Source organism: uncultured Algibacter sp. (assembly GCF_947490405.1).
Classification (GTDB): domain Bacteria; phylum Bacteroidota; class Bacteroidia; order Flavobacteriales; family Flavobacteriaceae; genus Algibacter_B.
Map to the genome: position 1 here is coordinate 73,776 of NZ_CANLGU010000001.1, position 26,488 is coordinate 100,263.

Genomic DNA, 26,488 nt, shown 5'->3' on the forward strand with positions numbered 1-26,488 from the left:
TTATAATGAGTCTCTAATTATTAATTTTGTTGGTACATAATGTTGCATCGGTTTATCTTGAGTTACAAATTCTGCGGCTTTGGTTCCTAATGCTTTAAAATCTGTTGAAATAACCGAAATGCCTTTATAAATAAATTTTTTAGTTGGTGTTTCGTTATAGGATAGAAAGCCTACATCTACACCAGGTTCTAAATTATTTGTTTTACATTGTTCTAAAAATTGCCCTAACATTCTATCGCTAGTTGAGATATATGCTACATTCTTTTTTACCTCAAATAATTTTGGGTTTGATATTATCTCATAGTCAAATTGAAATAATTTGCAATATTTTTTAAAATAATCAATAGTTTCCTCTGGGTGAAACGTAAATGTTGGATAAAGAAAAATTAGTTTCTTATATTTTTTAAAAATACTATTAGCTGGCTTTAAAGCTTCAAAAAAAGCTTTACCAAAATCTTGAAACACATAATTATTATCTGCATTAGAGTGTATGCTCCAATCTATAAGCAACAGCTTCTCGTTGTCAATATCTGAAAGCACCGAAGGGACATCATCATGATTAAACGTCATAACAATATACTTATAATACTTGCCCTTACTGTTATTCAAAATAGTTTTGAAGTTGTCAATATTATAATGATGAAATTGAACATCTGTAATAATATTATCGGGTAAATTATTTACAAAAGAATGATAAACTACTTCTTTATAAGCTTTAAAAGTATCTAACACCAATAGTACTTTTCGCGTATCATTTGCAATGTAATACCCTTTATTGGGAACTGACTCTATAACGCCTTGTTCCTTGAGAATAGAATAAGATTTAAATACAGTATCTCTGGATAATTGATAAGTATTACATATATAATTAACAGAAGGTAATGCATCACCACTTTTTAACTTATTATTTGCAAGTTCATTATTTATAGCGTTAACCAATTGTTGATATTTTGGCACTTCACTATTAATATTAATGGTTAAATTTATACTCATTAAACCGTTCTGTTCTGTTCTGGTTTGCAAATATAATATAAAATTGTTTCTCTAAAATAATTTACTGCTTTTTTATATTAAAAACAGAATATGTTAAGCGGTATTATTTTGTAATAAACGAACAATATGTCTAATAAATTTTTGCGAATCGGAATTATTTATATTTTGCGAATTTTTCCATAGAATATAACTCGGGTTTACCACCTCTATTACCACTTCCTGCAACTATATAAATCTCTTTTTTATAAACTATGGCCTGAGAACCATGTCTGCCTCTTTTTAAATTATTAAGCTTTCTCCAAGTTTTAGTTTTTATATTATATGCATCAACATCATGATGTGCCTTTTTTTGAGATATACTTTCTCCTCCTATTAATACCAAATCATCTCCTAAGAATACACAAGATGCTCCAGCACGTTGAACGTTAATATTATTTTCCTTACCTAAAGTCGTCCAATTATTTGTATCAATATCATAAACGTCTACTTCTGGAATGGTTAATTGAAATGTTTGCTTCGTAGCGTAAGAAGAATTTCTACCACCAACAGCATAAATTTTACCATCGTTAATTGCAGCATGAAAATGATCTCTTGGTCTGGGGGCATCTTTTAAAATTTTCCATATTTTGGTTTTAAAATCATAAACATCTACCCAAGGTACATGTGTACTATTATGTCCATCTACAATACCACTAACTATATATGCATCGTTTTTTTGAATAACGACACCCGCAGAACCACGACGTCTTTCTTTTGGGATTTCAGCGCCTTCAGCCCAAATATCTTTTTTAGGATTATAAATTAGAATATTGGGTAATGGCGTTTCGTATGGATACTTACCAGTCATGGCTCCAAATATGTAAATATTTCCTTTATAGGTAACAGCTTGAAAATGATGAATCTCTACAGGTGGTTTTGCTCCTTGACTCCAAGTATTCGTCTTTACATTATAAATTGAAATTGGTTTTATACCGCGACCACCGAGTAAATAAAACTTATTTTTAACACGAACAAAGCTATTTTCATGACGTGCTAAAGGTTGGTTTATAGTTGTTATAGTTTCCCATATTCCTCCAGAAACAAAACTTTGTGAAAAACTTAATATTGTTGAAGTAAAAAAGAGATAGAAAATAAAAAACCTTAAAGATTGCATTGTTTTAATTTTAAACAATTAGGAATCTCTAAGGTATGTTTTTTATTTGATTATAATAAACTCTATTCTTATCGCTTCTGAAATTTTTTACTAAAAAATAAAAATAAAATACCACAAAGTAACCAAGCTGGTAGTGTTACAAAAGATAAAAACACATCGAACTGAATAGAGATAAAATAAAATATTCCAAAACTCACAGCCCATGCTAGAAATACTGATTTGTTAAAAGCTAAATTAGCATGTTCAGCATAATTTTTAATAATTCCTACCTTCTTATGATAAAAATGTTCAAATACGATTATGGCTCCAAATGGTGCTAGTATAAATCCATATAATGCTACAAAACCTAATAATTTCATAGCAAACGCAGGAAATAAACCAGCTATAGTAGCCACAGTTCCTGCTAATATTGTAACCTTGGCAGTTGATAGTTTTGGTAGTATAGCTTGAAATGCTAAACCTGCCCTATATATTGTTGGATTAGCGGTAGTCCAGCCAGCAAGTACTACGGCAATAATACCAAATACACCAATAGCATTATATGCCATTGGTCCAGGTGCAACTGGAGGCGCAGAGTTTGTTGATAAAAACGCTTGCGCTTCGGGAGATTTTAAATATACTGCATATAATAGCGCAGCTGCTATCCACGCCATATAATGTCCAACATACATACCTGCTGCTGTAGCCCAACCTGCTTTAGCTTTCTTAGCAAAACGAAAGACTGATAAGTCAGACATACCAATATGCATAGCACCATTAGCAAACCAAGACCAAATAACAACATGCCAAAATGTGAATTTAGTTTGCCCTGGAAATGGTTCACCACCTTCTCCCCATATATCCCAAAAATCCGAAAAACTTTCTACTCCTAACTGTCCTAAAGCCACAATACCACAAGCTACAAATGCTAAAACGATTATAGGTGACATCCAATTCGCTGCTTTAGTAACTGTATCATAACCTCTAGCTGCGATGACTGAGATTACTGCACCTATTACAATTACAATGATTATCCAAGTCATTCCATTTGGAAGCGTATCATCTAACTTAGGCATAGGCATATTAAAAGGAATACCAACTGCAGTGGCAGATACTGTAATCATAGAACCAGCAAGAAAACAAAACAGTATACCATTTGCTAAATTATATCCGGTTACTAATTTTTTACCACATATTTTTTCTAATTGATAATAAAGAGTAAGTCTATTTTTTACTGCTATTTCTGCTGTTAAAAATCTCCAACTTAAAACTGCTAATAAATTCCCTAAAAGTAAACCAACAATTAAGTCGAAGGCGCTAACACCTGCCGTTAGAAACAATGGACCAATCATAAATTCAGTTCCCGCAGCATGTTCTCCTGCATACATTCCTATAAAGCTTTTCCAGCCTTTTAATTTAGATTGAGGAACGGGAGTTCTTTCAAATTCACCTCCTGCTATTTCTTCTACATCTTCTTCAATATTATACTGACTCATAGTTAATTTAGTTTTGGTTAGTAGTATTTGTCCACAATTAATCTTTTTAGATTCATGGTGAAAACGAAAATATGATGTGTATTAATTTATTCTATCCTGTACTGTACCGCTAAAATTAAGAATAAAATATCAGAGTACTTATTTTACTAGGATTGAATCCAATAATAATTTCAATTTATAATTGAAATTAAACAGGTTATGTCAGGACAGATATTACTTAATATTACTGTATTTTTATTTTTATAATTTATATTAAATTTAATATATGAGAAAAGCAGTATATACCCTATTCACCTTATTTACACTATCAAGCTTTCAACAAAGCTCAAATATTGACAAGGTGCTAAGTGCCATCAACAATAGATTTAACAGTATGGAAGTAAGTTTGGTAAACTGGCCCGATGAATTGTACCCTAGACTAGGTGGGCTAAAAAAAACAGCGTTTATGGCCTTTCCTAAAACAAAAACTACTAAAAAACTACCACTTCTAATATCGCTCCATGGTGGAGGTGGAAAGGCATGGACCATAGAAGAGCAACTTAAGCGTTCTGCTGAAGTAAAAGGGCTCTCACTTGCAGAATTAGCTAAGAAAGACTTAATACTCTTAGAACCAAATTCTTTTGAAAAGTGGAATCCTAATACCCTTAACATTATGCTAGATTATATACTTGAAACATATGAACAAATAGACCATAGCCGTATTTATGTGATTGGACATAGTATGGGAGGACGAGGCTCTTGGGATTGGATACAACAATCTCCAGAGCGTTTTGCAGCTGCTGCACCATGTGGTTTTAGTGGTGTATCTGAAAATGATAACTTCACTAAGCTAGCTAGATTTCCTATATTTGGAATGGTAGGTGGTGAAGATGAAAAAAATGTAGAATCAGTAAAAAAGATGACAACGCATTTAAAAGCGGTTGGTAATAAAAACGTAAAGTTTATTGCTTTTCCCGGAGCTAATCATTCACAAGGAAACAAAAAAGTGTTTAGCTATATTGAATGTATAGATTGGATGCTTAATTTTTCCAAAGAAAACTAGTAACATGTATTCAATTAAAAAAATACTTAGTTAAAATGAAATTTAACTGAGTGTTTATATACAATATATAAATGAGTTTTTTTAGTAATACTTAGCAAACCATTTTGTATATAAATATTCTATTATAAAATGCGTACCATAAGCTCCTCCTATACCAAATTTTTTCTATCCTGCATGAAATACTTGTGTGGCTTCAAAACTGTTCTCTATTTACATAAGTTTCTTAAAAATGTAAACCATTCGTAGCTTTCATGATATTATTAAAATTTCCAAAAAAATATTAAAGCACCATAAACTGCATATTAATAAATTGTTTATGGTGCTTTAATATTGTTTAAAGTTTAATCTGTTAGTGTAATTCTACTTTATCAAGTGCTCAGGAAAATCACTAGTTTTTTCACAACACAATTGTTCCATTACCTGCTGTAACTCAGTTTTTAATAAAGAGATCGTATGATCGCCTCCTTTTTTTCCTAATGCAGAAACACCATACATGAATGAACGCCCCATAAAAGTAAATTTAGCCCCACTTGCCATAGCTCTGGCTACATCAGGTCCAGAACGCACACCACTATCCATCATAATTTCAATTTGATCTCCATATTTCTCGGCTAGAGTTGAAAGTGGTTTTATTGTAGATTGACCTGCATCTAACTGACGACCACCATGGTTCGACACTATAATACCATCTAATCCTAGTCTAATTGCCTGTTCCGCATCGTATTCAGAGGCTACACCTTTTAAAACTAACTTTCCTTTCCACATATCGCGGATAGGCTTAATTTTTTCCTCATTTAGCCTTCCTGAAAAGGTTTGGTCCATAAACTTACCCAACTGTTTCAAGTCAAGGTTTTTAGGCATATAAGGTAGTAAGTTTGCAAAATTAGGTATACCATGTTTTAGAGTTTGCAAACTCCAATGTGGTCTACCAAAAGCTTGTAAAATATTACTCAAATTCATTTTAGGGGGCATTGCCAAACCATTTCTAATATCTCTTGGTCTAAACCCAAAACTTGGTACATCACAAAGAATTACTAAAACTGGACATTCTGCAGCCGCTGATCTATTGATTATATCATCTCTTAGCTTATCTTCTGTAGGATGATATAATTGAAACCAAGCTTTACCTTCTGTTAATTCCGCGGCACGCTCTATACTTGTTGTAGTTACTGTACTTAATATAAAAGGGATATTATGTTCGTATGCTGCCTTTGCCAAAATTTCTGGAGAATTAGGCCACATTAAACCTTGTAAACCAACGGGTGCAATTCCAAAAGGTGCATCATATTCAATTCCAAATAATTTGGTTTTTAAAGATGAACCATGGTGCTTACGTAGATAATTTGGTTTTAATTGAACTTCTCTTAACTCTGATGTATTTCTGATTAAATTGACATCTTCATTACATCCTCCATCTAAGTACTCAAAAGCAAATTTAGGTATCTTTTTTTGTGCCTTTGTTCTTAAATCATCTATTGATGGATATCTTGTATCAAAATTTATTGCCGCCATATTTATTTATGATAAAAACTTTTTTCTTAAATCTTCTACTTGTTCATCGTTTATTGGAACCATATCACCCAATGAGTTTCCTAAAACAATAGATTTTGCACTAAACTCTGCAACTTCCAAATAATCAAATGTTTGTAATAATTTATCACCAGTTACAATTACAGAATCGTTTTCTATAATCAATGCTGTGGCACAATTATCTACAATTTCTGAATTATTATTTTCTCTGAAGTGGTGTCCATATTCTACAAAATTTATGTCCTGTAAAAATATCCAACTTTCAGGTATCGTTCTTACATTAAGATATTCTCCAGTGACTCCAAATGCCATTAAATATGGTGATTGCGTCATAATAATTGAATTGACATCAGGATTTCGGTTGTAAATCTCTTGATGAATCCATGTGGCTCTGCTTGGTATTTTTCCTTTTTCGCGTTTACCATCTTTTATTTGAACAATATCTTCCAAGTCTAAATCCCACCTGTTTACATTTGTTGGTGTAATTAAAAAGTCATTACCTTTCCATCTCATAGATACTGTCCCATAGGAACCAATCATCAAACCTTGTTGACAAGAACGTTGAACTATTTTACAAATCTCCAAACGTTTGGCAACTTCTTCAGATGTATAGTTAGTAGTTTCCATTTCTGGCAAAACACCTGTTGCTTGAGATTCGAATTTATCTATTTGCTGGTCTGTCAAATATTTTGGTGTTCCAATTTGAGATCCGTAAGCTATAGTCCTTGCACAAAACTCTAAAGCTTCAAAACGCTCATAAGCATCTGTTAAATCACTTCCACCTAAAACAGTACCGTGGTTTTCCATGATTACTGCCTTATATCCCTTTTTGAATTCATCTGCTATAACATCTCCTAAATCTTCACTACCTGGAAGCCTATACTTAGCATATCCTATGGGTCCACATATGTGCTTTGCTTGAGAAATGATATTCGTATTTGGAATTTGACGAACTATACTAAATGACACCAAAGCTGGTGGATGTGCATGAATAACTGATTTGATATCTGATCTTGCTTCGTAAATAGCTTTATGAAATGGAAATTCTGAAGAAGGTTTATGCTTCCCAATAATAGTTCCATCTTTTTTTACACAAATAATATCTGAAGCTCTTAATGAACCTTTATCAATAGCCGAAGGTGTAACCCAAATATCACCTTGCTCATCTATGATAGAAATATTACCACCTGAAGTTGTGGTCATTCCTCTTTTATAAACTCTACTAATAATTTCAGTGATTTGATCTCTCGGGTGAATTAACTTTATGTTTTTAGACATCGTATTTTGATTTAGAAATGGGTTTTATTATTAATTTACACCTATTTTAGTCACTTGAATTAACCGTTGACTATAAAAGGAACATGCTTTTTAAGCGCATAATTTTGTTTTAAAAATTTAGAATTCAATTTTTTATCTGAAATTGAAATTGCTGCTCCTAATGCTGAACCAAGTGATGCATCTGTTGTACTCAACTTTTTATCATTAAAATTATGAGACAGTAATTTTATATATATATCGTTATTACTAAATCCACCATCAACATATATTCGAGCAATTTTATCAGCTCCCAACGCTTCTCTAATACACTTAATTTGTAGGAGTACAAGCTCTGTCATCATTTGATGGTATGCATGTTCATACTTGTCAAAATAAAAAGATGTTTTTTCAGGCATGTTTTCATCTACAAGACTTTCCCATTTAAAACAATACTTAAAGTCTTGTTTAATCTCAAGATAGGTATCGTAATCAAAATTTACTTTACGATGATATTCATCATTTACACCAAAGTGTTTATTTAGTTTTTCTACTTGTAATTTATACTCATTTCCTAAGAATACACGTGTAGCCTTGACAGGTCTTCCATTAATTCGCATATAATTAAGAGTATCACTGTTATAATCATCATTAACACCATGGTCTCCAGTAAATGGATTAAATACTATACTCCAAGTACCAGTAGATACTAAAACAAATTTTTTCTTTATACTTCTTACATAAGGTAAAAGTGCAGCTGAACTATCGTGAATACCAACACCAATTTTTATTCTATTGCCATTGTAATTCATGTTTATACTCGTTTCGGTTGAAACTATAGGTGGTAATATCTTATCTATCTCTTCTTTGTAAACCCAGTCATGATAATCTTTTTTACTAAAATCCCATAATGCAGTATGGCATCCAATACTAGTATATTCACTTAAAGGGATGCCTGTAAATACATAACTTAAATATTGAGGTAAATGTAGTGAGTATTTAATTTTAGCAAACACCTCAGGTTGGGTATATTTTAACCAGTATAATTGCAATCCTGAATTAAGCATACTTAAATCTACACATCCGGTAGACTTTAAAAACGCTTCTCTTGGTCCATACTTTTCAAAAAAAGAATCTACGATTTCCTTAGGTAAAGATTTTGTATAATTATAAAGAGGCGTTAAAGGATTTCCGTTTTCATCTATATGAACAAAACTAGCACCATAAGTCGAAAAATTTATAGCCTCAACGTTAAATTCCTTTTTTTCTAAGATACGATCAAAAACTTGTTTTAACCATTTTTTTAAAGCTGGTAGGTTTTCAGTTGGATGTCCATCTTCATCTTCTACTTCTTCAAAAGAAATATATTCTTTATGGACTTCTTTGAAGCGTTTATCAAAAAGGAAAAACTTTTTATTGGTTTTTCCTATGTCGAAAACTGCTGTAACTTTTTGCTTCATTTTTACGGTTATAACCCTGTTGCTACTGTATGTTTACCTCTTTCGGTAATTAAAATGTTTCTGATATCTAAATCGCGATATGCATTTATTGGACTTAATACGCCTCCAGCATTTAACCTTGCTTTCTCTAACAAAGGTCTAACATCTGTTCTATATGCCCCTTGCAAAATTTCTTGACACTTAACAACATCATTATCTAGCTGCGCAACTTTTAAAGCGTTTTGGTCAATCAGCATCGCTTTAGCATAAGCTTCTTGAATAGCTTCTAGGGACTGAATTAAATCTTCTAATGGGTCTTTAACATTATGGCTAGCATCAATCATCCAAGCTAAATCTGGATTCTGAGGATTATTCTGCATACCGTATACTAACTCATTAAAAATTAAAAATAATGCATATGGCTTAATGCTACCTACTGTTAAATCATCATCTCCATACTTACTGTCGTTAAAGTGGAAACCTCCTAACTTACCCTTTAATTGTAAGATAGAAACTATTTGTTCTATATTAGAATTAGGCAAGTGATGTCCTAGATCTACTAATGTGTATGCTTTGTCTCCACAACCATTTGCTAGCATCAAAGAAGCTCCCCAGTCTTGAATTACTGTACTATAAAAGTTTGGTTCATAAGGCTTGTATTCAACTAATAACTTCCAATCATCTGGTAAACCTTTATAAATATCTATTAAGCTATCCTGTGTATTTTGAAAAGCAGTTTGAAAGTTATTCTGTCCTGGAAAACAAGAACCATCTGCTAACCAAACAGTTAATGCTTTTGAACCTAATTTATTACCTATGTTAATTACATCTAAGTTATGTTGAATAGCTTGATCTCTAACCGCTTTACTCGTATTACTTAACGAACCATACTTATAACTCTCTGATGCATCTTTTTGATCTTGAAAAGTATTAGAGTTTACTGCATCAAACTTTATATTTAATGCATCAGCTTTTTCTTTTATAGCATTATAATCAGAAGGGATATCCCAAGGAATGTGTAAAGAAACAGCGCCAGCAGTTTGAGTTAAACTATGTAAAACACCAATATCATCAATTTTCTGCTCAAGATTTGAAGGTTCACCATAAAAAGAAAAACGTCCAAAACGTGTACCTCCAGCACCTAAAGCCCAACTAGGTATTGCCACTTGAAAATCAGCTAATTTTGAAACTAATTCATTAACATCTTTTCCTTGTTTTGTTAATTTATTTGCTAAAAAATCGAAATTTTCGTTATGATTTTCTAAACCTTTTTTATTCGATTCTAATATTTGATTCTGACTTACTTTCATGCTTTTAAACTTTTCTTAATTAAAGAAACTTCCATAAATGTATGTTATTTATGGAAGTTTTCTTTCAACTAAACTAACTAAACAATTATACTATTATTTTATCTAACGAAGGCATTTGCCATACCTCCATCAACATTTATTATATTTCCTGTTGATTTATCGAGTACACCTACCAAAGAGAAAACACCATTTGCAATATCGTCTGGCGTAATAATTTCATTTAATAAATTTCTTTTAGCGTAAAATGCAGGTAATTCTTCAACAGTAATTCCATTAGCTTTTGCTCTACCTTCTGCCCAGGCACCTTCCCATATTTTACTACCAACAATAACTCCATCAGGGTTTACTGTATTTACTCGAACCTTATCCTTAGCTAATTCCGCAGCTAACAAGCGTACCATATGCTGTTGGGCAGCTTTAGCAGTTCCATAAGCGACATTGTTTGGTCCAGCTACTAAACCATTTTTACTCGCAATAGCAATATAATCGCCTCCTAATCCTTGTTTACGAGTAATAGCAGAGAATTGTTTTGCTAGATCAAACTGACCTTTAACTAATATGCTTTGTAATATATTCCAATCTTTATCTGTTGTATCTAATAAAGGTTTAGAAATTGCTAATCCTGCACTATGCACAATAATATCAACTCCTCCAAACTCAACAACTGCTTTTTTATAAGCACTAGCTATTGACTCTGTGCTAGTTACATCACAAATAGCATAAGTAGAAATATCTCTAGCGTATGTTTTATTTGCTTCTATAAGTGCGTCTTCATTAATATCCGTAAGAACAACATTCGCTCCTTCAGCAGCTAATTTATCAGCAATTGCTTTACCAATTCCACCACCAGCTCCTGTAACTAAAGCTACTTTACGAGATAATGGTTTTTCTTTTGGCATACGTTGTAACTTAGCTTCTTCTAACAACCAATACTCAATATCAAAAGCTTCTTGTCTTGGTAAAGAAGTATATTCTGTAATAGCTTCTGCACCACGCATCACATTAATTGCGTTTATGTAAAATTCACTGGCCACACGTGTAGTCTGTTTATTTTTAGCAAAACTAAACATTCCTACACCTGGATAAATAATAATAACTGGATTAGCATCACGGATTGCAGGACTATTATCCTTTTTACAAGTATTATAATAGTCTACATATTCTTGACGGTATGCTTCAAACGCTGGCTCTAACTTTTTTAAGATAGCATCAGCATCAGATAAATCTTCATTTTTATCTAAGTCTAGAACTAATGGTTGAATTTTTGTTCTTAAGAAGTGGTCTGGACAAGATGTACCCATTGGCGCTAATCTCTCTAAATCATTACTGTTTATGTATTCCATTACAACATCAGAATCAGAGAAATGTCCAATCATTCTATTTTCAGAAGAACATAATCCTCTTAATAATGGCATTAACTGAGCTGCTTTTTCTAAACGCTCATCTTGAGGTAAACTTTGAACCTTTTGACCACCAAAAACTTCACCTTGTTCTTTTAATTTATTTTCAATGTATTCAGAAGCCATCTCAATTACTTCTAAACTATTCATATAACATTCATAAGATGTATCTCCCCATGTAAATAACCCATGGCTACCTAAAACGATACCTCTGATACCAGGATTATCAGCTAAACACTTTTCTAATTGTAATCCTAAATCAAAACCTGGTTTTTGCCAAGGTACCCATCCCATTGTATCTCCCCAAATTTCTTTGGTTACTTTCTCACTATCTTTTGCAGCTGCAACTGCAATAAGTGCATCTGGATGTAAGTGGTCAATATGAGCAAACGGCAGTAAACCATGTAATGGTGTATCAATAGATGGTGCTTTACTATCTAAATCATAAATACAATGATTAAAAAGACCAACCATTCTATCTTCATCATGTAAACCTTTGTAAACATTTTTCAAATCTCTCAATCGCTTAGTATATAACCCAGCAATCCCAGATCTAGTTAGAGTTCCAATATCTCCACCAGAACCTTTCACCCACATTACTTCAACTTCTTCGTTGGTTAATGGATCTGTTTCTATTGTTTTACAGCTGGTGTTTCCTCCACCATAATTTGTAATCCGCAAATCTGCTCCTAAAATGTTCGAGCGGTATAAAAATAATTCAACTTGGTTATCACCCAACGATGCTGCTTTTTCATCATCCCACAGATAATCAACGTATTTAAAAGTCTTTGTGATGTTTTCCATATTACTATTCTAAAATAATTTATTTAATCAAAAATATATTAGTCTGCCAACTTTTGTATCCTGTACTATACGGTAAGTCTTAAAAAAAATATATATACAAGAATGTGCAGTAGTATTTCTAAGCTAAAAAACTCAAAGATGTTACGGCTTTCTTAGAAAAACAAGTACAGGACATCGCAGGATAGAACAAATAATTTAAAATATTAGATTTGGATGTTAGCTCATTAAAAATTAAAAAGTTACCAAGAAAAATTATAAAACTTCTTACAGGCTAAAAAACTATTTTTAGAAATCTCTAACATAGGTTTCTTTTACATTTTTAATTATGGAAATATATAAGTACATAAAAATTGACGATCACACTAGAATACCTAAATATCAGCAAATTGTCAACTCTATCATACATAACATTTCCATAGAAAATTTTAAAATCGACCTTAAAATACCATCTATAAATACCTTAAGCGAAGACCTTTATCTCTCTAGAGACACAGTTGAAAAAGCATATAATATTCTTAAAGATCTTAATATTATAATTGCTGTTAGCGGTGAAGGCTATTATATTGCTAAAAATAAATTAAGAAATAAAATTAACATTTTATTTCTTGTCAATAAACTCAGCTGGTACAAAATGGAAGTTTATCAGTCATTTCGTGATACTTTAGGTACCAATGCATTTGTTGACTTAAAAATATATCATTGTGAAGAATCTTTGTTTTTAAATTTATTAAATAAACATAATGAAGCCTACAACTATTACATTATCATGCCTCATTTTAAAACAAAAGCCTTAAAACACACAAGCACAACAGATGCTATATCTAAAGCTATTAACAAAATCCCAAAAGAAAAATTGGTGATTTTAGATAACAAGGAAGTATCAATTGAAGGCAATGCTATTACCGTATATGAGGATTATGAAAAAGATATTTACAATGCTTTAAAAAAAGGACTTAAAAAGATTTCGAAATACAAAAAAATAATCCTCATCTATCCAAATAAATCTCCTTACCCTTACCCAAAACGGATAAAAAAAGGTTTTACGAAATTTTGCAGCGAAAACAATTTGGATTTCGAAATTTTGGGTGAAATTTACAATGATATGGTGCTTTTAAAAGGCGATTTATTTATAACTATTGACGAAGACGACTTAATTAATTTAATGAATCAAGTCAATGAAAAAGAGTTCATACTAGGCGAAAATATTGGTATTATATCTTATAACGACACACCTCTCAAAGCACTTCTAGGAATTACTGTTATATCTACAGATTTTAGAAAAATGGGAGAAGTGACTTCACGCATGATAATAAACGAAGAAAAGGGTATGTACAAAGTACCCTTTAGTTTTATAGATAGAGAGTCTTTATAATAATCGATACCTATTAATTAGTTAGGGTTATATCATCAAAAGTCTTTCTTATAAATTTAAAAAGGTAACATTGGCTAGTTTTAGAAATTATTAATGAAAATCATTATAATTTATTCACAATCTCAACTCTTTTTACTACATTATTGGTATTGATTACGTTAAAAGCACACAATAACATAATATTTTCTTACAAATACACATTGATTAATTAGTATTATTTTATTTGTTTTATTTACTAAACAGGATTTCCTAAAATAACCTTAGTTTTGTAGAGAATAATCTTTATTTGTTATCTGTGAAATAATAATATCAAGAATGGATCTTATTAAATACATAAAAATCAGTGAAAATTCGAGGGTACCAAAATACCAGCAAATCATTGATTCTATTATCCACAATATTTCAGAAGGTAATCTTACTATGGATCAAAAGATTCCTTCTATTAATATGTTTAGTGAAGAGTTTTATTTATCTCGAGACACTGTAGAAAAAGCATATAGTATTTTAAAAGAAAGAAACATAATAACCTCAATTCGCGGTAAAGGCTTTTATATATCTAGAACCAAACTAATCTCAAAAGTTAATATTTTATTTTTAGTAAATAAATTAAGTTCTTATAAATTAAGAACCTATAATCATTTTATAAATTCAATTGGAGCTAACTCTCATACAGATTTACACATATACCATTGTGACGAAACTCTTTTTTTAAATTTACTTGATAAAAATAAGGCTGCTTACGACTATTTTATTATCATGCCCCATTTTAAAACAGAAAACTTAAAACATCAAAGTTTCCCAGATAAGGTTTTAAAAGCGGTAAATGACATTCCTAAAGAAAAACTTATACTTCTAGATAACAGCAAACCTATTTTTAGTAATCAGACAATTGAAATTTATCAAGACTTTGAAAACGATATTTATTCTGCCTTAAAAGCTGGACTAGAAAAGATAAAAACTTACAAAAAAATAATGTTAGTTTATCCTGAAAAGTCTGTTTACCCTTATCCAAAAAGGATTTTACACGGTTTTAGAAAATTTTGTGTTGAATATAAACTAGATTTTGAAATTCTTAATGAAATTTATGATGATATGATCCTAAAAAAAGGAGACGTATTTATTACTATTGAAGAAGCTGATCTGGTTAGTCTAGTAAAACAAGTTAGAGAGGATGAATTTAAACTCGGCGAAGACATTGGCATCATATCATATAATGATACCCCACTGAAAGAACTATTAGGCATTAGCGCTATGTCTACAGATTTTAAAGTTATGGGAGAGACAGCTGCTAAAATGATTCTAAATAAATCTAAAGGAAAAGTAAAAGTCCCTTTTAACTTCATTGAAAGAAATTCACTTTAATTAATTTACCAAATAGTTCCTTATTAATTAGAATAAGTTTTATAATACGAATTTGAGGTATTGGTTATAATCTCCTCGGTTCGATATTTCAATTTTTCCCCTTCTCCAATATAAATGCTTTTTAAATTTTGATTAGCATCTAAAGTAATTACTGCAAAAGAGCCTTTAAAGTAAACATCCAAATCCTTATTATGAAAGATCTTATTTTTTGATTGCGTAATTACATACTGCACCAAAGTTTCAGAAGACGTTTCACTAACAATTTTCAAACCTTTGTAACGTCCGTCTTGCTCAATTTTTGAAACTGATTTAATAGACGGCTCTTCATTTTGATTAAAAGGCTCATAGACAACTACAAACGGGTTTTCCCAAGCTTCACCTTTATTACGAATCACCAAAGTTGGTGTAGACATAGTATTATAAGGTTTAGGAGACTCAAAAGTAATAGGTGCTTTTACTTTTGTATAAGTCCTGTTTTTAAAACCAGGAATGTACAATTGCATAAAAACAGCTCCATCAATCAAACGCCTTGTATGAAATGTGGCCTTCACACTATTATCATAAGCTTTTGAAGTTTTTACATTACTAAAAAAATGCCAACCTGGGTTACGGTATTGTTTGTTATGTTCCCATACAGCATTTGCATTTCCCATATATCTTCTGGGTGTTTTTTTAAAACTCATATCATCATTTTCAAAAACCAGTTTATCACCTATATTGTGATAGAGATAATCATGATATTCATTTGGTAACTTAGATTTTGAACGGAATACATCAACGTAATAACCCGTAGTTGGAGATGTTCTAATTAAAGCTAGAGTTCGCTCTTGTTTTGCCTCTGCTTTTTCACCTTTATCATCCACAAAACTAGTTTGGCTAAAAGAATGAAACGGAGACACACCTGCTTTGTCAACTTCAGGCTCCATTGCTATTAGCTGAACTTTATTTATACCTAAATTAACCCATCCACCTTCGCCTTGAGAACTACCATTTACTATTACGGTATTGTGCGCTGCAAAGATTCTAGAGTAGTTTTCATGAAGATCCTTTCCATATTTTTTCCTTCCATGGTCAACACCTAAAACCTGCCCTTCTCCATACAACTCAATATTCATACCTTCCGCGTGCCCATGTACCATGTGTGCGCCCCCTACAAAACACATTAACCCATCTTTTGGATTATTGGTACTACTAAGGTTTCGTTGCATTACTATACCGGCATGATATACTCTGTCTGTTCTGGGTAATTTTATACCAATTGAGGTTTCTTTAAAATCTTCATCATACCAAAAAAGTGCTTGAATGCTATATCGTTTGTAATTTCCTTTTTGAATAGCATTACTTATTAATGGTGAAAATTTGTTTTGCAATTCTGACAACCCCTCCATTTTAGCCAAAGCATATGCATTTTCATAAGCTTGATATGGTGCATGAGCTCGCCTATGTCCATCTCCCCAACGAATGATTTCATGATTTGGATACACAAAATAATCTAACCTAGGTAAAGCGTGTAAAACGTTTTGATATTTGGTTCCTAATTGTAAAGACGGGTTATATCTATTGACAACCAACAATAGTTCTGCTAAAATTGATGTAGAATGATTTAAATATTGTGATGTTTCTGGCCAAATATCGCCTTTGTTTTTATAATTTTGATACATTACAGATAATGCATCTTGATTTTCTGTGCTTTTTATTAAGAAATAATTCAACCATTTTTCACGCTCAGCTAAATCATCCATAGCTAAAGCGTTATAGACCAAACTTGGTGCTTCTAAAACAGAATGATTGGAGCCAGTTTGCCCATAATTTACGGTAATGTTTGCATAGGTTTTAAAAACAGTTTGTGCTTCTTCAAACGGAAAATTCACTTTTTTAGACTGAATAATATCTAAAGACTTGCCTTCATTTTTAAGATAAGGATGAATAAAATCGTAGATTAAAGGCAGTCTATAGCCCAAAACACGAACTTCTCTAAAACCATCATATGGAAACAACCATCCTCCTCTACCTTTCCAACTAGAAACTTCTGATTGTTGTACTGATTTTATATACGAATACAGAATACTACTAGCTACATAAGCATACTTATCATCTTGGGTTAAATAATACAGCTCGCCACAATTAAGTGCAACTTGTAAATAGGTAATTAGTAATTCTGCTGGTTTCCACTCCTCTTCTGTAGCATTGTCTAAATTTCTATGTTTTCCATTTTCTATATGGTCTGTTTTTAGAAAAGCAGGAAAACTATTTTTCTTTTTTTTAGACCAATTAAAAGGCAACCTCTTAATGTATGCTGTTGGGTTTTTATAAAACTTTTTAACTTGAAAATCAGTTTTCAATTTTAAGTTTTCATAAATATCTTTAGCCCAAGGTTGGGTATCTATTTTATCAAGAATTTGGTTTCTCTCTTTTGCTGTAACTAAGATAAAAGGACGTTCTTTTACTTGACCATGTATTTGAATAACAGTAAGTAGAACTAAAAATAATAAGAGGTTTTTTATTTTCATTTATTATAAAGTTATAATACTTTATTTATAACTAATTGCCTGTTCTTGCTTTATCTTTAGCGCATTTCTCATGTCTTCAAGGACCTCAATATAGCTGTTATTTTTTACGACATTCTTATTTTCTTCAGGGTCTAATTTAAGGTTATACAACATCTCCTCACCATTCTCATATAATGAATAGGTAAAACCTTCCGTTACAATAGCATCCGCCTTTTTAAAACGCGCATAAGCGTTTTCTCTAAACGACTGTTTGGGATTATCTAGAACAGATTTAAAACTCTCTCCCATGATGTAATCAGGTGTATCTAAATTAGTTAAATCACAAAGTGTTGGGTAAATATCAACACTCTCTACCATAGCTTCGGTATGTTGTCCTTTGGCTTTTCCTGGTACTTTTACAATTAGTGGAACTTGTAATGCATTATGCAGGGTATTGTGTTTTCCCCAAAACTCGTGCTCTCCTAAATGCCAACCGTGGTCGCCCCATAATACTACAATCGTATTTTCAGCTAAACCAAGCGTTTCTAATTCTTTAAGCACATCACCTACCATTTGATCTACGTAACTCACACAAGCATAGTAACCATGACGCATCATTTTATGAAACGCTTCCGTATTTGGTTTATAATCACCAAAGCTATAGGTTTTAAATTCTGTACTACCTCTTAAAGGCTTAGGAGCATTTTCAGGTAAATGACGATTGTCTGCAACTGCTATGGCATCTCTATCATACATATCCCAGTATTTCTTTGGGGCATAAAACGGCATATGAGGACGAAAAAATCCGCAAGCCATGAAAAAAGATTCTCCTGATTTTTTAAAACGACGTAAATCTTTAATCGTTTTTTGTGCAATCTTATAATCTGGATATGCGCTGTCCTCAACATCTGGCGCTTCATATACACGACCATTTCCTGATTTCATTACTACGTTGTTAGTTGTAGAATCATAACTTACACGATGACCTCCTTTTGGCATCCATGGATTTTCGCTCCAACTTGCTTCCTGAACATCTTTATTGTAATGAAAAATCTTTCCGTTTGAAATACTAGTATAACCAGCATCTTTAAAAAGACTTGGCAGTGTTTTTGCATTTGGTACGTCTTCTTGCGCTTTTGCTCTATAATCTATAAAACGATTTTTTGTGGGTAAAATACTTGTTAATAAACTAGCTCTTGAAGCACCACAAACAGGCACATTACAGTAGGCACGATTAAAAACAACAGCTTCTTTTGCAAATTGATCTATGTTTGGTGATTTTACTTGCGGTGCACCATAACATCCTAATTCGGGTCTTAAATCGTCAATAGCAATAAACAATACGTTCATTGGTTTTTGACTTTTGTCTTGAAGTTCTTGTTTATTTTGAGCAACTACAGTTTTTTCTTTTGGTTTACATGCTACTATAAGAAACAGTAAGCTACAAGTGTATGTTAAAATTTTATTCATCATCTCTGGTTACCAGTGTTTTATAAAAATATAATCGGTGTCTTTTAAGGTATTCTTTATCGAATCAGGAATTTTTCGTCTAGGTGTATCTTGATCTAATTTAAAACCACGCTTGCCTTTTGCGGTAATTAAAGGCATATTTCCTATGTTTTCATCAAGAAAATCGCCCTGAGCTTTCATCCAACTAAATAAGTCCTTTTTCAAAGTTTCTTTAATAGCTTGTAATTCTGGTTTATTTGCTAAATTCTTTTGTTCGAAAAGATCATTCTTTAAATCGTAAAGCACCTCTAATGGTTCGTTTTTAAATTTAGTAGCACCACGTTTTATAAAATAATCTACATTCGATTTTCCAGTTAAATTTTTATCTAAAACTTCAATTGAATTAAAGTTTCGTATGTACTTATAACGTTTATTACGTATCATTCTAGAAGGAAAAACTTCAGAATTTAAGATATTCTGATTGGTTCTTACTCCATACACATATTTGTTTACTGATACATCTTTACCTTCTAATATGGGTAAAAAACTAGTACCATCCATATCGCCAGCTAATTCGCCTCCTGCAATTTTCATAAAGGTTGGCAAAACATCTGTATAATGAATCAACTGATTTGAAGTAGATCCTGGTTTAATTACTTTTGGCCAACGCGCTACAAATGGCACTTTTAAACCAATATCTTTTACCGTAAATTTACCTGAAACCCCATGATCTGCACTGTAAATAAATAATGTGTTATCACCTAAATACTCATCTACCAATTTTAAAACACCTTCTATTTGTGTGTTATCTTCTTCAATACTTCTGTAATACCCTGCTTTCTTTTTTACAAAAGCTTTGTCATTTTTTTTATCCTCATTAAATGGGAAAAACTTAATAGCTTCTGCTTTCGGATTTTCAACATCAAAATACTTTCCATGAGGGTATTTTGAAGTGATAAACATACAGAATGGCTTTTTCGCTGATTGGAAATAACTTTCAATACTATCTAAAGGAATATAATCTCTAGGCACACCCTTTTTAGGAACTGGTTCCCATTCTCTATCCCACTGGTATACACTCGCTGGTTTTACATGACTTTTACCAGCCAAAACAACTTCGTAGCCCAATTTTTTCATTCTAGAAGTTACACTTTCAATATTGGGTCTTGTACCTGTATGGTTGGCAAAACAACCATTTTTAACAGGATAATTTCCTGTAAAAAGTTGCGATCTACTAGGTGCACAAATAGCCTGTGCTGTAAATGCATTGGAAAACAACATACCTTCTTTTGCCAATCGATCTACTGCTGCAGTATTTACTTTTTCATTACCGTAACAACCATAATCATATACATCTTGATCATCCGCTAAATAAAAAATTAGATTGGGTTGATTCGCCTTTCTTTGTGCTGTATTCGTTTTAGAAATAACTTTAGATGTTGCATCCGTTTTTTTTACACCAGAACATGCTGCTAATAACATTGAAATACATAGTATTGGAAATAACAGTAAGTTTTGTCTATTCATTGTCTTTACTACTTATTTTTTATATGCTTTTACTGCGTCTTTTTCAGGGTAAGATACTCTTTCACCGTTTTTTACCCAAGTTCCTGTTGGCGCATTGTTAGCTTTTAACCATGCCAACATATCTGCATTCATTTGTAGAGCAATTTCCATTTCTTTGGATGTAGGATTCTTTAAAATATTTCTTTTTTCAGAAATATCTTTGGTGATGTTATACATTTCAAATTCTTCAGTTTCATAAAAATAAAACAACTTAAAATATTCTTCTCCTACTCTTGTTTGAATTAATGTTGATGGAGAAAAACGCTCATCCATATATCCTGGAAGATGCCAAAACAAATTATTTCTTGAGATTCTTTTTGCTTCTCCTGTTAAAACTTTTACAAAAGAAGCTCCATCAAATTTAGGTTTACTACCATCTTTCTTTTTTAATTTGGTAATATCTACATCAGCTAAATCTGCTAAAGTGGGTAAAAAATCGATACAATGTACGGCTTGATTGGTTACTGAATTTTCTTTTATCACATTTGGATATCTAAAAATTAACGGTACTCTAAGACCACCTTCTGTTAAATTTCCTTTTCTACCTTTCAATGGATTATTTTCTCTTAGCCCTCCATTATCAGAATAAAAAATGAAAATAGTATTGTTGGTGATATCATCAGCAAAATTACCATCGCCATTGGGGTCTTTTAAAGCACTATTTATTTTTCCTACGTTTTGATCTAACAACTCAATCATAGATGCATACTCTGCTGCTCTAGGGTTCAATCCTTTTTTTAGATATTTTTCCGTTAAATCTTTTCTACCTGTCACTTTTGTGTGTACCGCGTGAAAAGGCACATATAAAAAGAAAGGATTTTTGTCTTTTGCTTTTTCTTTGATATAATCTACAGAGAAATCTCCAATGGCATCTGTAAGATGTTTTGGAGTTCCTTTTAAAAGGGATACATCTCCTTGAGAATGGTAAGGCTTTAAAGTTGTGTTGATGTATTTATCATCGTAAGGATTTGCATATTTATCTACAAACTCTGAATTAAACGTCCATCCTTTTTTATCAGAATTTAAGGCTAAATAAAACTTTTTCGTTCTTTTTCCGTTAATTGGAGCTGCTATAATATGATGAATATCTGCGGGTAAATCTATACCATAATCACCAATTAATGGATGTGGAGTTCCGTGACTTTTACCCACTAAAGCAGTTTGATAACCTTTTGTTTTTAAAACATCAAACATATTGATGCCATCTTCTGCAATTACTTTTTTTTGCTTGTGAGGTTCAATAAGTACATTTGGAAACCCTTTAGTTCTTTTGTCTTGTCTTTTTAAAGAACCCACATTATACACCTGATTATCTACACCAGTTGCGTATTGTCCGCTAATTAAAGCCGCTCTTGATGGGGCACAATTTTGATTGGTATATGCATTTGTAAAAGACATGCCTTGAGATGCCAATTTATCGATTACAGGCGTTTCATAAATTTTTGAACCATTATTCTTATTTGTATCCCCTGTACTTACATCAACCCAACCTAAATCATCTGCAAAAATTAATACGATATTGGTTTTTTTTTTATTATTGTTTCCTTTTTGTGAAGATGCTAGATTGCAACTAAAAAAAAGAATGGCTAAAAAAATGAATATTGAAATTTTTGAAAGCATCTTTATCTTTATTTAATTTCACTAATTAAATAGTATTTTTTTGTAAGTATTGTTTATTTTAATGATATACATGCCATTTGAAAAGTTAGAAATGTCTATTGTTTTTCCTTTTCCTGATAACACTTTGGATCCTGTAAAATTATAAATCTCCCAGTTTTCTGAGTCATGATTTTTTATTGTAAACACGCCACTTACACTTGGATTTGGATATACAATAAAGCTTTTATTTTGTTGAAAATTATCCACAGACAAACCCTCTTGAACAAATGTTGCCGTAATATTTAAGTCTGAATTTACGGTTATTGCTAACGGATTTTCTGTACTAACTATATCACCAGACCAACCTTGAAAAACCCATCCCTGTTCCGCAATGGCATTTAAATCAAATTGCTGTCCTCCAAAAGAAGTCCCGCTAGTATAATTCAACAAACCATTACCTTCTTTATTTATAACAACATCAAATACCTCAGCGTTTCCTTTGGGAATAAATTCTATTCTATCAAAAACTATACTGCCAGTATTTACTCTTTCATACACCTTAAATTCATTAATAATTCCTGCCCAATGCGACCAATTTGTTAAATCTACATTAATAGTATGCCATTCATCATCATTAGGTATAGTTATTTTTTTTCTACCTGTTGCAAATTGCGACCCTGGAATATTTGCTGCCATTTGAAGACTTGTGCCTTCTGTGTTATTCTTAACTACCAATTGTAATGTCTCATACAAATCTGAGTTGATATTTAGACCTGTTATTGCTGCAATGGGTAGTGCGAAACCACTAGAATAATTTAAAGTCAATTTATCATTATCAGTATTTACATTCATTCCAGCAGTAACTGCTGTCCAAGGGGCAAAATCTTCTGAAGTTGTCCATACTACAGTTGCTGGTGCAATAGCTTGTACAAAATAATCTTCGATTCTAAATTCAAATTTTTCAAATGCAAATGAAGGCAGTTCAGCGTCTACACTTATCACAGAACCAGATTCACCATCATTACGTGCAGTTGTTATAATACTTTTCCATTCACTATAAGCATGTGGGTTTGGATTATCATAGGCATCAAAGGCAGCTAAACCAGCCTCGGTTAAAATTCTATCTGGAGAACCCCTATCATTAAAACCACTCTTTACATAACCTGACCCAGAATTGTCATCTAAGAAATTCTGAAGTTTATTATTAGCTTTACTATAAGAAAGGCTTCTGTAATACAACGTTGTACCAACAGGTAATTCTGAAGTAAACGTTACATTTACAACTTCATTATCTCTGTAAGTAAGTGAACTACCATTGTAATTGTATATTAAAACATCATACTCTGTGTCGGTTTCACTTTTTGCGAAAAATGCGTCTAAATCATTATTAGAATTATTAGGTGTACCCGAAACATTAGATGTGTAATGAATTTTATTATTCATTGTATTTAAGCTTGTTATCGCTGGAGGATCTTCCGTTCCTACTTTATTACCCCATCTATAAATAAATTCTAGCCCATTCTCTTTATTCTTATAAAACATATTAGAAAACGACAATTCTACAATTTCAGCGTGAGAAGTTTCAGCATTAATAAACCCTTTACCATCAGCACCATTCATAGTCGTTACTGTGGCATACTCCATTAAATCGATAGTAGCATTATTATTCCATTTAGGATGATTTACCAAATCAGCAAAAAGCTTATCAAACTTAGTTCTCATATTACGTAAATTACTGTTTCCTATAATTACATAATCAGATATTCCCCAAAAATCGTATCGCAAATCATTATCAAAGGCATATGATATTAAATCTTCTGCAAAAGAAGCAAAAGGCTCGCCTTTATAATTTAAAACCGTTCCGTTTTTAAAAACAAAATCTGGAGCTCTTGTGTGCAAGCCTACAATTGCTTCAGGTAAAACAGCTCTAATGGCTTGCTCTGTATTTTCAAAATGCTCTATAAAATCTTGTTTAGTTCCAAACCAATGATCCGGTGTTTCAATCTCAGAACCTATTCTAAATCTCCAAGACAAAACCATTTCTTCACCATAAGTTTCAACTAGCTTTGTCATTAAAGCCTCTATATAATCATGATACGCTTGTTTATCTGCAGGTGGTAACGAATTTCCATAAATAGATATTTGTTCGTCTTCACGAAAATTTATATTATCTCTAGTTCCCGCAGGAATAAATGTGTAACCGTGTTGAAATGCCCAAGAAGGTTGATCTAACACAATTTGATGAATTTCTGTTTGAGAATTGATAATTTTATCTAATCTATCTGTTAAACGTTCAAATCTATACACATACACATTATTGATAGAATCATATAAACAGGTATCAAAATCCAAGTCTTTTACATTTTCGCCATTTACAGTCTTTTTGATTCCACCAATCATCCTAACCGTATTCATCTTCAGTCCTGGACGAATATTGGATCCATTTTTTGGACTAATGCGATTAGCAACAGACCATATGTTATGCAGCGGTTCATTTTGCTTAGCATTATCTGTAAAATCTGTAGACAATGTTACTTGCGCATTTAACCCTATAAACATAAAAAGTGATAGGACTAAAATTAATCTTTCTTGAGATATCATATGCATGAGTTTTCATAATGGCATTTTAACTTGTTAGTAAGTTAAAAGATAATATTTTAGAGCAAATTACAAACATTTTTTTTTAATACTATCATGCACAGTCTTGATTTAGAATTAACAACAATACATAAACAATCATCGGTCTGCACCAATTACAATTACAGGCGTTTTTTGACCGCCGTTTACTCGTTTTTTCTGCGCTACAAAATAGGGCTGAAACGTATAATTTGAGGCTTCATCCCAAATAACGTTTTTCTCTGGCAATAGTATTTTTAAAATGTTCTTCTTATTAGAAAATTTTATATTACCCGCTTCGTTATACCATTCATTTGGATCTACACTATGATCATAAAATTCCTCTGTACCATCTTCATAGCGTATATAGCGATACCCCTCTTTTTTTATAGCATGGTTATTCATTGCAAAAGTAGTAATTGCATAAGATGCATCTACACCTTTATCGCTTTGCATCATATCTACCAAACTCTTGCCTTCATTTCTCGTATAGGCTGGTAATCCACTCAATTCAAGCAAGGATGGATAAATAGATAACATTTCTACAGGCGCAGTAATTTTCTTTCCTTTGGGCAAATTGGGACCAGCGAACATTAATGGTGCTTTAGTAGCTGTTTCCCAAAGTGCGTGTTTTGCAAAAGTGCCTTTTTCTCCTAAACGATAGCCATGATCAGACCACAATACAATAATGGTATTGTCTGCATATTTACTACTTTCTAAAGCATCTAAAACACGACCTAACTCATAATCTACATAACTAACACACGCTAAATAAGCCTGTACAATCTTTTTCCACTCGCCACTTTCCTTCGCCCATTCTGTGGATGGCATCATTGGTAAATCGTTAATTTGTAACCCAACGTTTGGAATATCGTTTAAATCATCGGACTTGTATGGTGGTGTTTCAATTTTATCCAAAGGATACAAATCGAACCATTTTTGAGGCACATATAAAGGCACATGCACACGCAAAAACCCTAAGCCCATAAAAAAAGGCTTTTCGTAATCTCTTTCCAGACGTTCTTTAACCCAATTTACAGATTGATGATCTGGCATTAAGGTATCATTTTCTGGAAAAGCACCCCAATCAGTGCTTGTCCTTCCGTGTTTTCCTTTAACACCTTTACCAAAACCATCCCAAACAAAACGTTTTTCAGGGTAAGGACCAAAACCTTTTACACGACCTCCAGATTCATCGAAAACATCATTAGGTGCATGAATATGAAACAGTTTACCAATGCCCATAGTGTGATACCCATTTTGCTTGAAATACTCTGGTAAAAACGTAATATCTTTAGTTGCAGGATTTCCTTCTCTTCTAATTTTATTATCAGGCGTCATACCATAGATACCGGTTGTTGATGGCCGTAAACCTGTCATTATCGAAGCTCTTGAAGGCCCACAAAGTGGCGCCTGCACATGGGCATTGGTAAAGGTTACTCCCATTTTTGCGAGTCTATCAAAATTGGGCGTTTTTACATTTGAAAAATTTTGAATTGGACTAATCCAATTATTCAAATCATCAACTGCTATAAACAATACGTTTGGTTTTTTAATCTTTATTTTTTTACTTTCAGACTTACAAGCACCTAAAAATAGCGTACCTATTATTAGTAAGAAATACGTTTTTTTCAT

General features: G+C 32.1%; 17 protein-coding genes. 3 read left to right on the forward strand and 14 right to left on the reverse strand.

Annotation, left to right across the window (positions count from 1 at the left end):
- The 3 genes from Q0772_RS00395 to Q0772_RS00405 all read right to left on the reverse strand — a co-directional run bounded on the left by Q0772_RS00395 (position 1) and on the right by Q0772_RS00405 (position 3,621).
- Complete coding sequence (locus tag Q0772_RS00395) at positions 1–993, reverse strand: GntR family transcriptional regulator (protein ID WP_298338617.1); 993 nt, start codon at positions 991–993, stop codon at positions 1–3.
- A 154-nt stretch (positions 994–1,147) separates the two neighbouring features.
- On the reverse strand, positions 1,148–2,146 hold the full coding sequence (locus Q0772_RS00400; RefSeq protein ID WP_298338620.1) for a kelch repeat-containing protein: 999 nt from the start codon (positions 2,144–2,146) through the stop codon (positions 1,148–1,150).
- Positions 2,147–2,214: 68 nt separating this feature from the next.
- A complete protein-coding gene (locus Q0772_RS00405) occupies positions 2,215–3,621 on the reverse strand; it encodes a hypothetical protein (protein WP_298338623.1) in 1,407 nt (468 codons plus the stop codon).
- A gap of 265 nt (positions 3,622–3,886) precedes the next feature.
- On the opposite strand from Q0772_RS00405, the gene Q0772_RS00410 reads away from it, so the two are divergent.
- On the forward strand, positions 3,887–4,663 hold the full coding sequence (locus Q0772_RS00410) for a dienelactone hydrolase family protein (protein WP_298338626.1): 777 nt from the start codon (positions 3,887–3,889) through the stop codon (positions 4,661–4,663).
- 360 nt (positions 4,664–5,023) lie between these two features.
- Here Q0772_RS00410 and Q0772_RS00415 read toward each other — a convergent pair whose 3' ends face one another.
- The 5 genes from Q0772_RS00415 to Q0772_RS00435 form a co-directional block, all read right to left on the reverse strand.
- On the reverse strand, positions 5,024–6,175 hold the full coding sequence (locus Q0772_RS00415; protein WP_298338629.1) for an alpha-hydroxy acid oxidase: 1,152 nt from the start codon (positions 6,173–6,175) through the stop codon (positions 5,024–5,026).
- Positions 6,176–6,181: 6 nt separating this feature from the next.
- Positions 6,182–7,471, reverse strand: coding sequence for a class II aldolase/adducin family protein (locus Q0772_RS00420; protein ID WP_298338632.1), 1,290 nt, complete (start codon positions 7,469–7,471; stop codon positions 6,182–6,184).
- Between the two features lie 59 nt (positions 7,472–7,530).
- The gene (locus tag Q0772_RS00425) at positions 7,531–8,907 is read right to left on the reverse strand and encodes an FGGY family carbohydrate kinase (protein ID WP_298338635.1); all 1,377 of its coding nucleotides are present in this window, start codon (positions 8,905–8,907) and stop codon (positions 7,531–7,533) included.
- Between the two features lie 8 nt (positions 8,908–8,915).
- The gene (locus Q0772_RS00430) at positions 8,916–10,196 is read right to left on the reverse strand and encodes a sugar isomerase (protein WP_298338638.1); all 1,281 of its coding nucleotides are present in this window, start codon (positions 10,194–10,196) and stop codon (positions 8,916–8,918) included.
- Positions 10,197–10,294: 98 nt separating this feature from the next.
- On the reverse strand, positions 10,295–12,400 hold the full coding sequence (locus tag Q0772_RS00435; RefSeq protein WP_298338640.1) for a bifunctional aldolase/short-chain dehydrogenase: 2,106 nt from the start codon (positions 12,398–12,400) through the stop codon (positions 10,295–10,297).
- Between the two features lie 325 nt (positions 12,401–12,725).
- Between Q0772_RS00435 and Q0772_RS00440 the strand changes: the two genes are divergently transcribed.
- Together Q0772_RS00440 and Q0772_RS00445 are read left to right on the forward strand one after the other, a co-directional pair.
- On the forward strand, positions 12,726–13,772 hold the full coding sequence (locus Q0772_RS00440; RefSeq protein ID WP_298338643.1) for a GntR family transcriptional regulator: 1,047 nt from the start codon (positions 12,726–12,728) through the stop codon (positions 13,770–13,772).
- Between the two features lie 315 nt (positions 13,773–14,087).
- The gene (locus tag Q0772_RS00445; RefSeq protein WP_298338646.1) at positions 14,088–15,134 is read left to right on the forward strand and encodes a GntR family transcriptional regulator; all 1,047 of its coding nucleotides are present in this window, start codon (positions 14,088–14,090) and stop codon (positions 15,132–15,134) included.
- Positions 15,135–15,157: 23 nt separating this feature from the next.
- Here Q0772_RS00445 and Q0772_RS00450 read toward each other — a convergent pair whose 3' ends face one another.
- From Q0772_RS00450 to Q0772_RS00475, 6 genes are all read right to left on the reverse strand, one after another.
- Complete coding sequence (locus tag Q0772_RS00450; RefSeq protein WP_298338649.1) at positions 15,158–17,644, reverse strand: heparinase II/III family protein; 2,487 nt, start codon at positions 17,642–17,644, stop codon at positions 15,158–15,160.
- Positions 17,645–17,665: 21 nt separating this feature from the next.
- A complete protein-coding gene (locus Q0772_RS00455) occupies positions 17,666–19,096 on the reverse strand; it encodes a sulfatase (protein WP_298338652.1) in 1,431 nt (476 codons plus the stop codon).
- 6 nt (positions 19,097–19,102) lie between these two features.
- On the reverse strand, positions 19,103–20,599 hold the full coding sequence (locus Q0772_RS00460; RefSeq protein WP_298338654.1) for a sulfatase: 1,497 nt from the start codon (positions 20,597–20,599) through the stop codon (positions 19,103–19,105).
- Between the two features lie 12 nt (positions 20,600–20,611).
- Positions 20,612–22,258, reverse strand: a complete 1,647-nt coding sequence (locus Q0772_RS00465) for a sulfatase-like hydrolase/transferase (RefSeq protein ID WP_298338657.1) — start codon at positions 22,256–22,258, stop codon at positions 20,612–20,614.
- 21 nt (positions 22,259–22,279) lie between these two features.
- On the reverse strand, positions 22,280–24,838 hold the full coding sequence (locus tag Q0772_RS00470; RefSeq protein WP_298338660.1) for a T9SS type A sorting domain-containing protein: 2,559 nt from the start codon (positions 24,836–24,838) through the stop codon (positions 22,280–22,282).
- Positions 24,839–24,973: 135 nt separating this feature from the next.
- Entirely contained in the window at positions 24,974–26,488 is a 1,515-nt protein-coding gene (locus Q0772_RS00475) for a sulfatase (RefSeq protein WP_298338664.1), read from the reverse strand.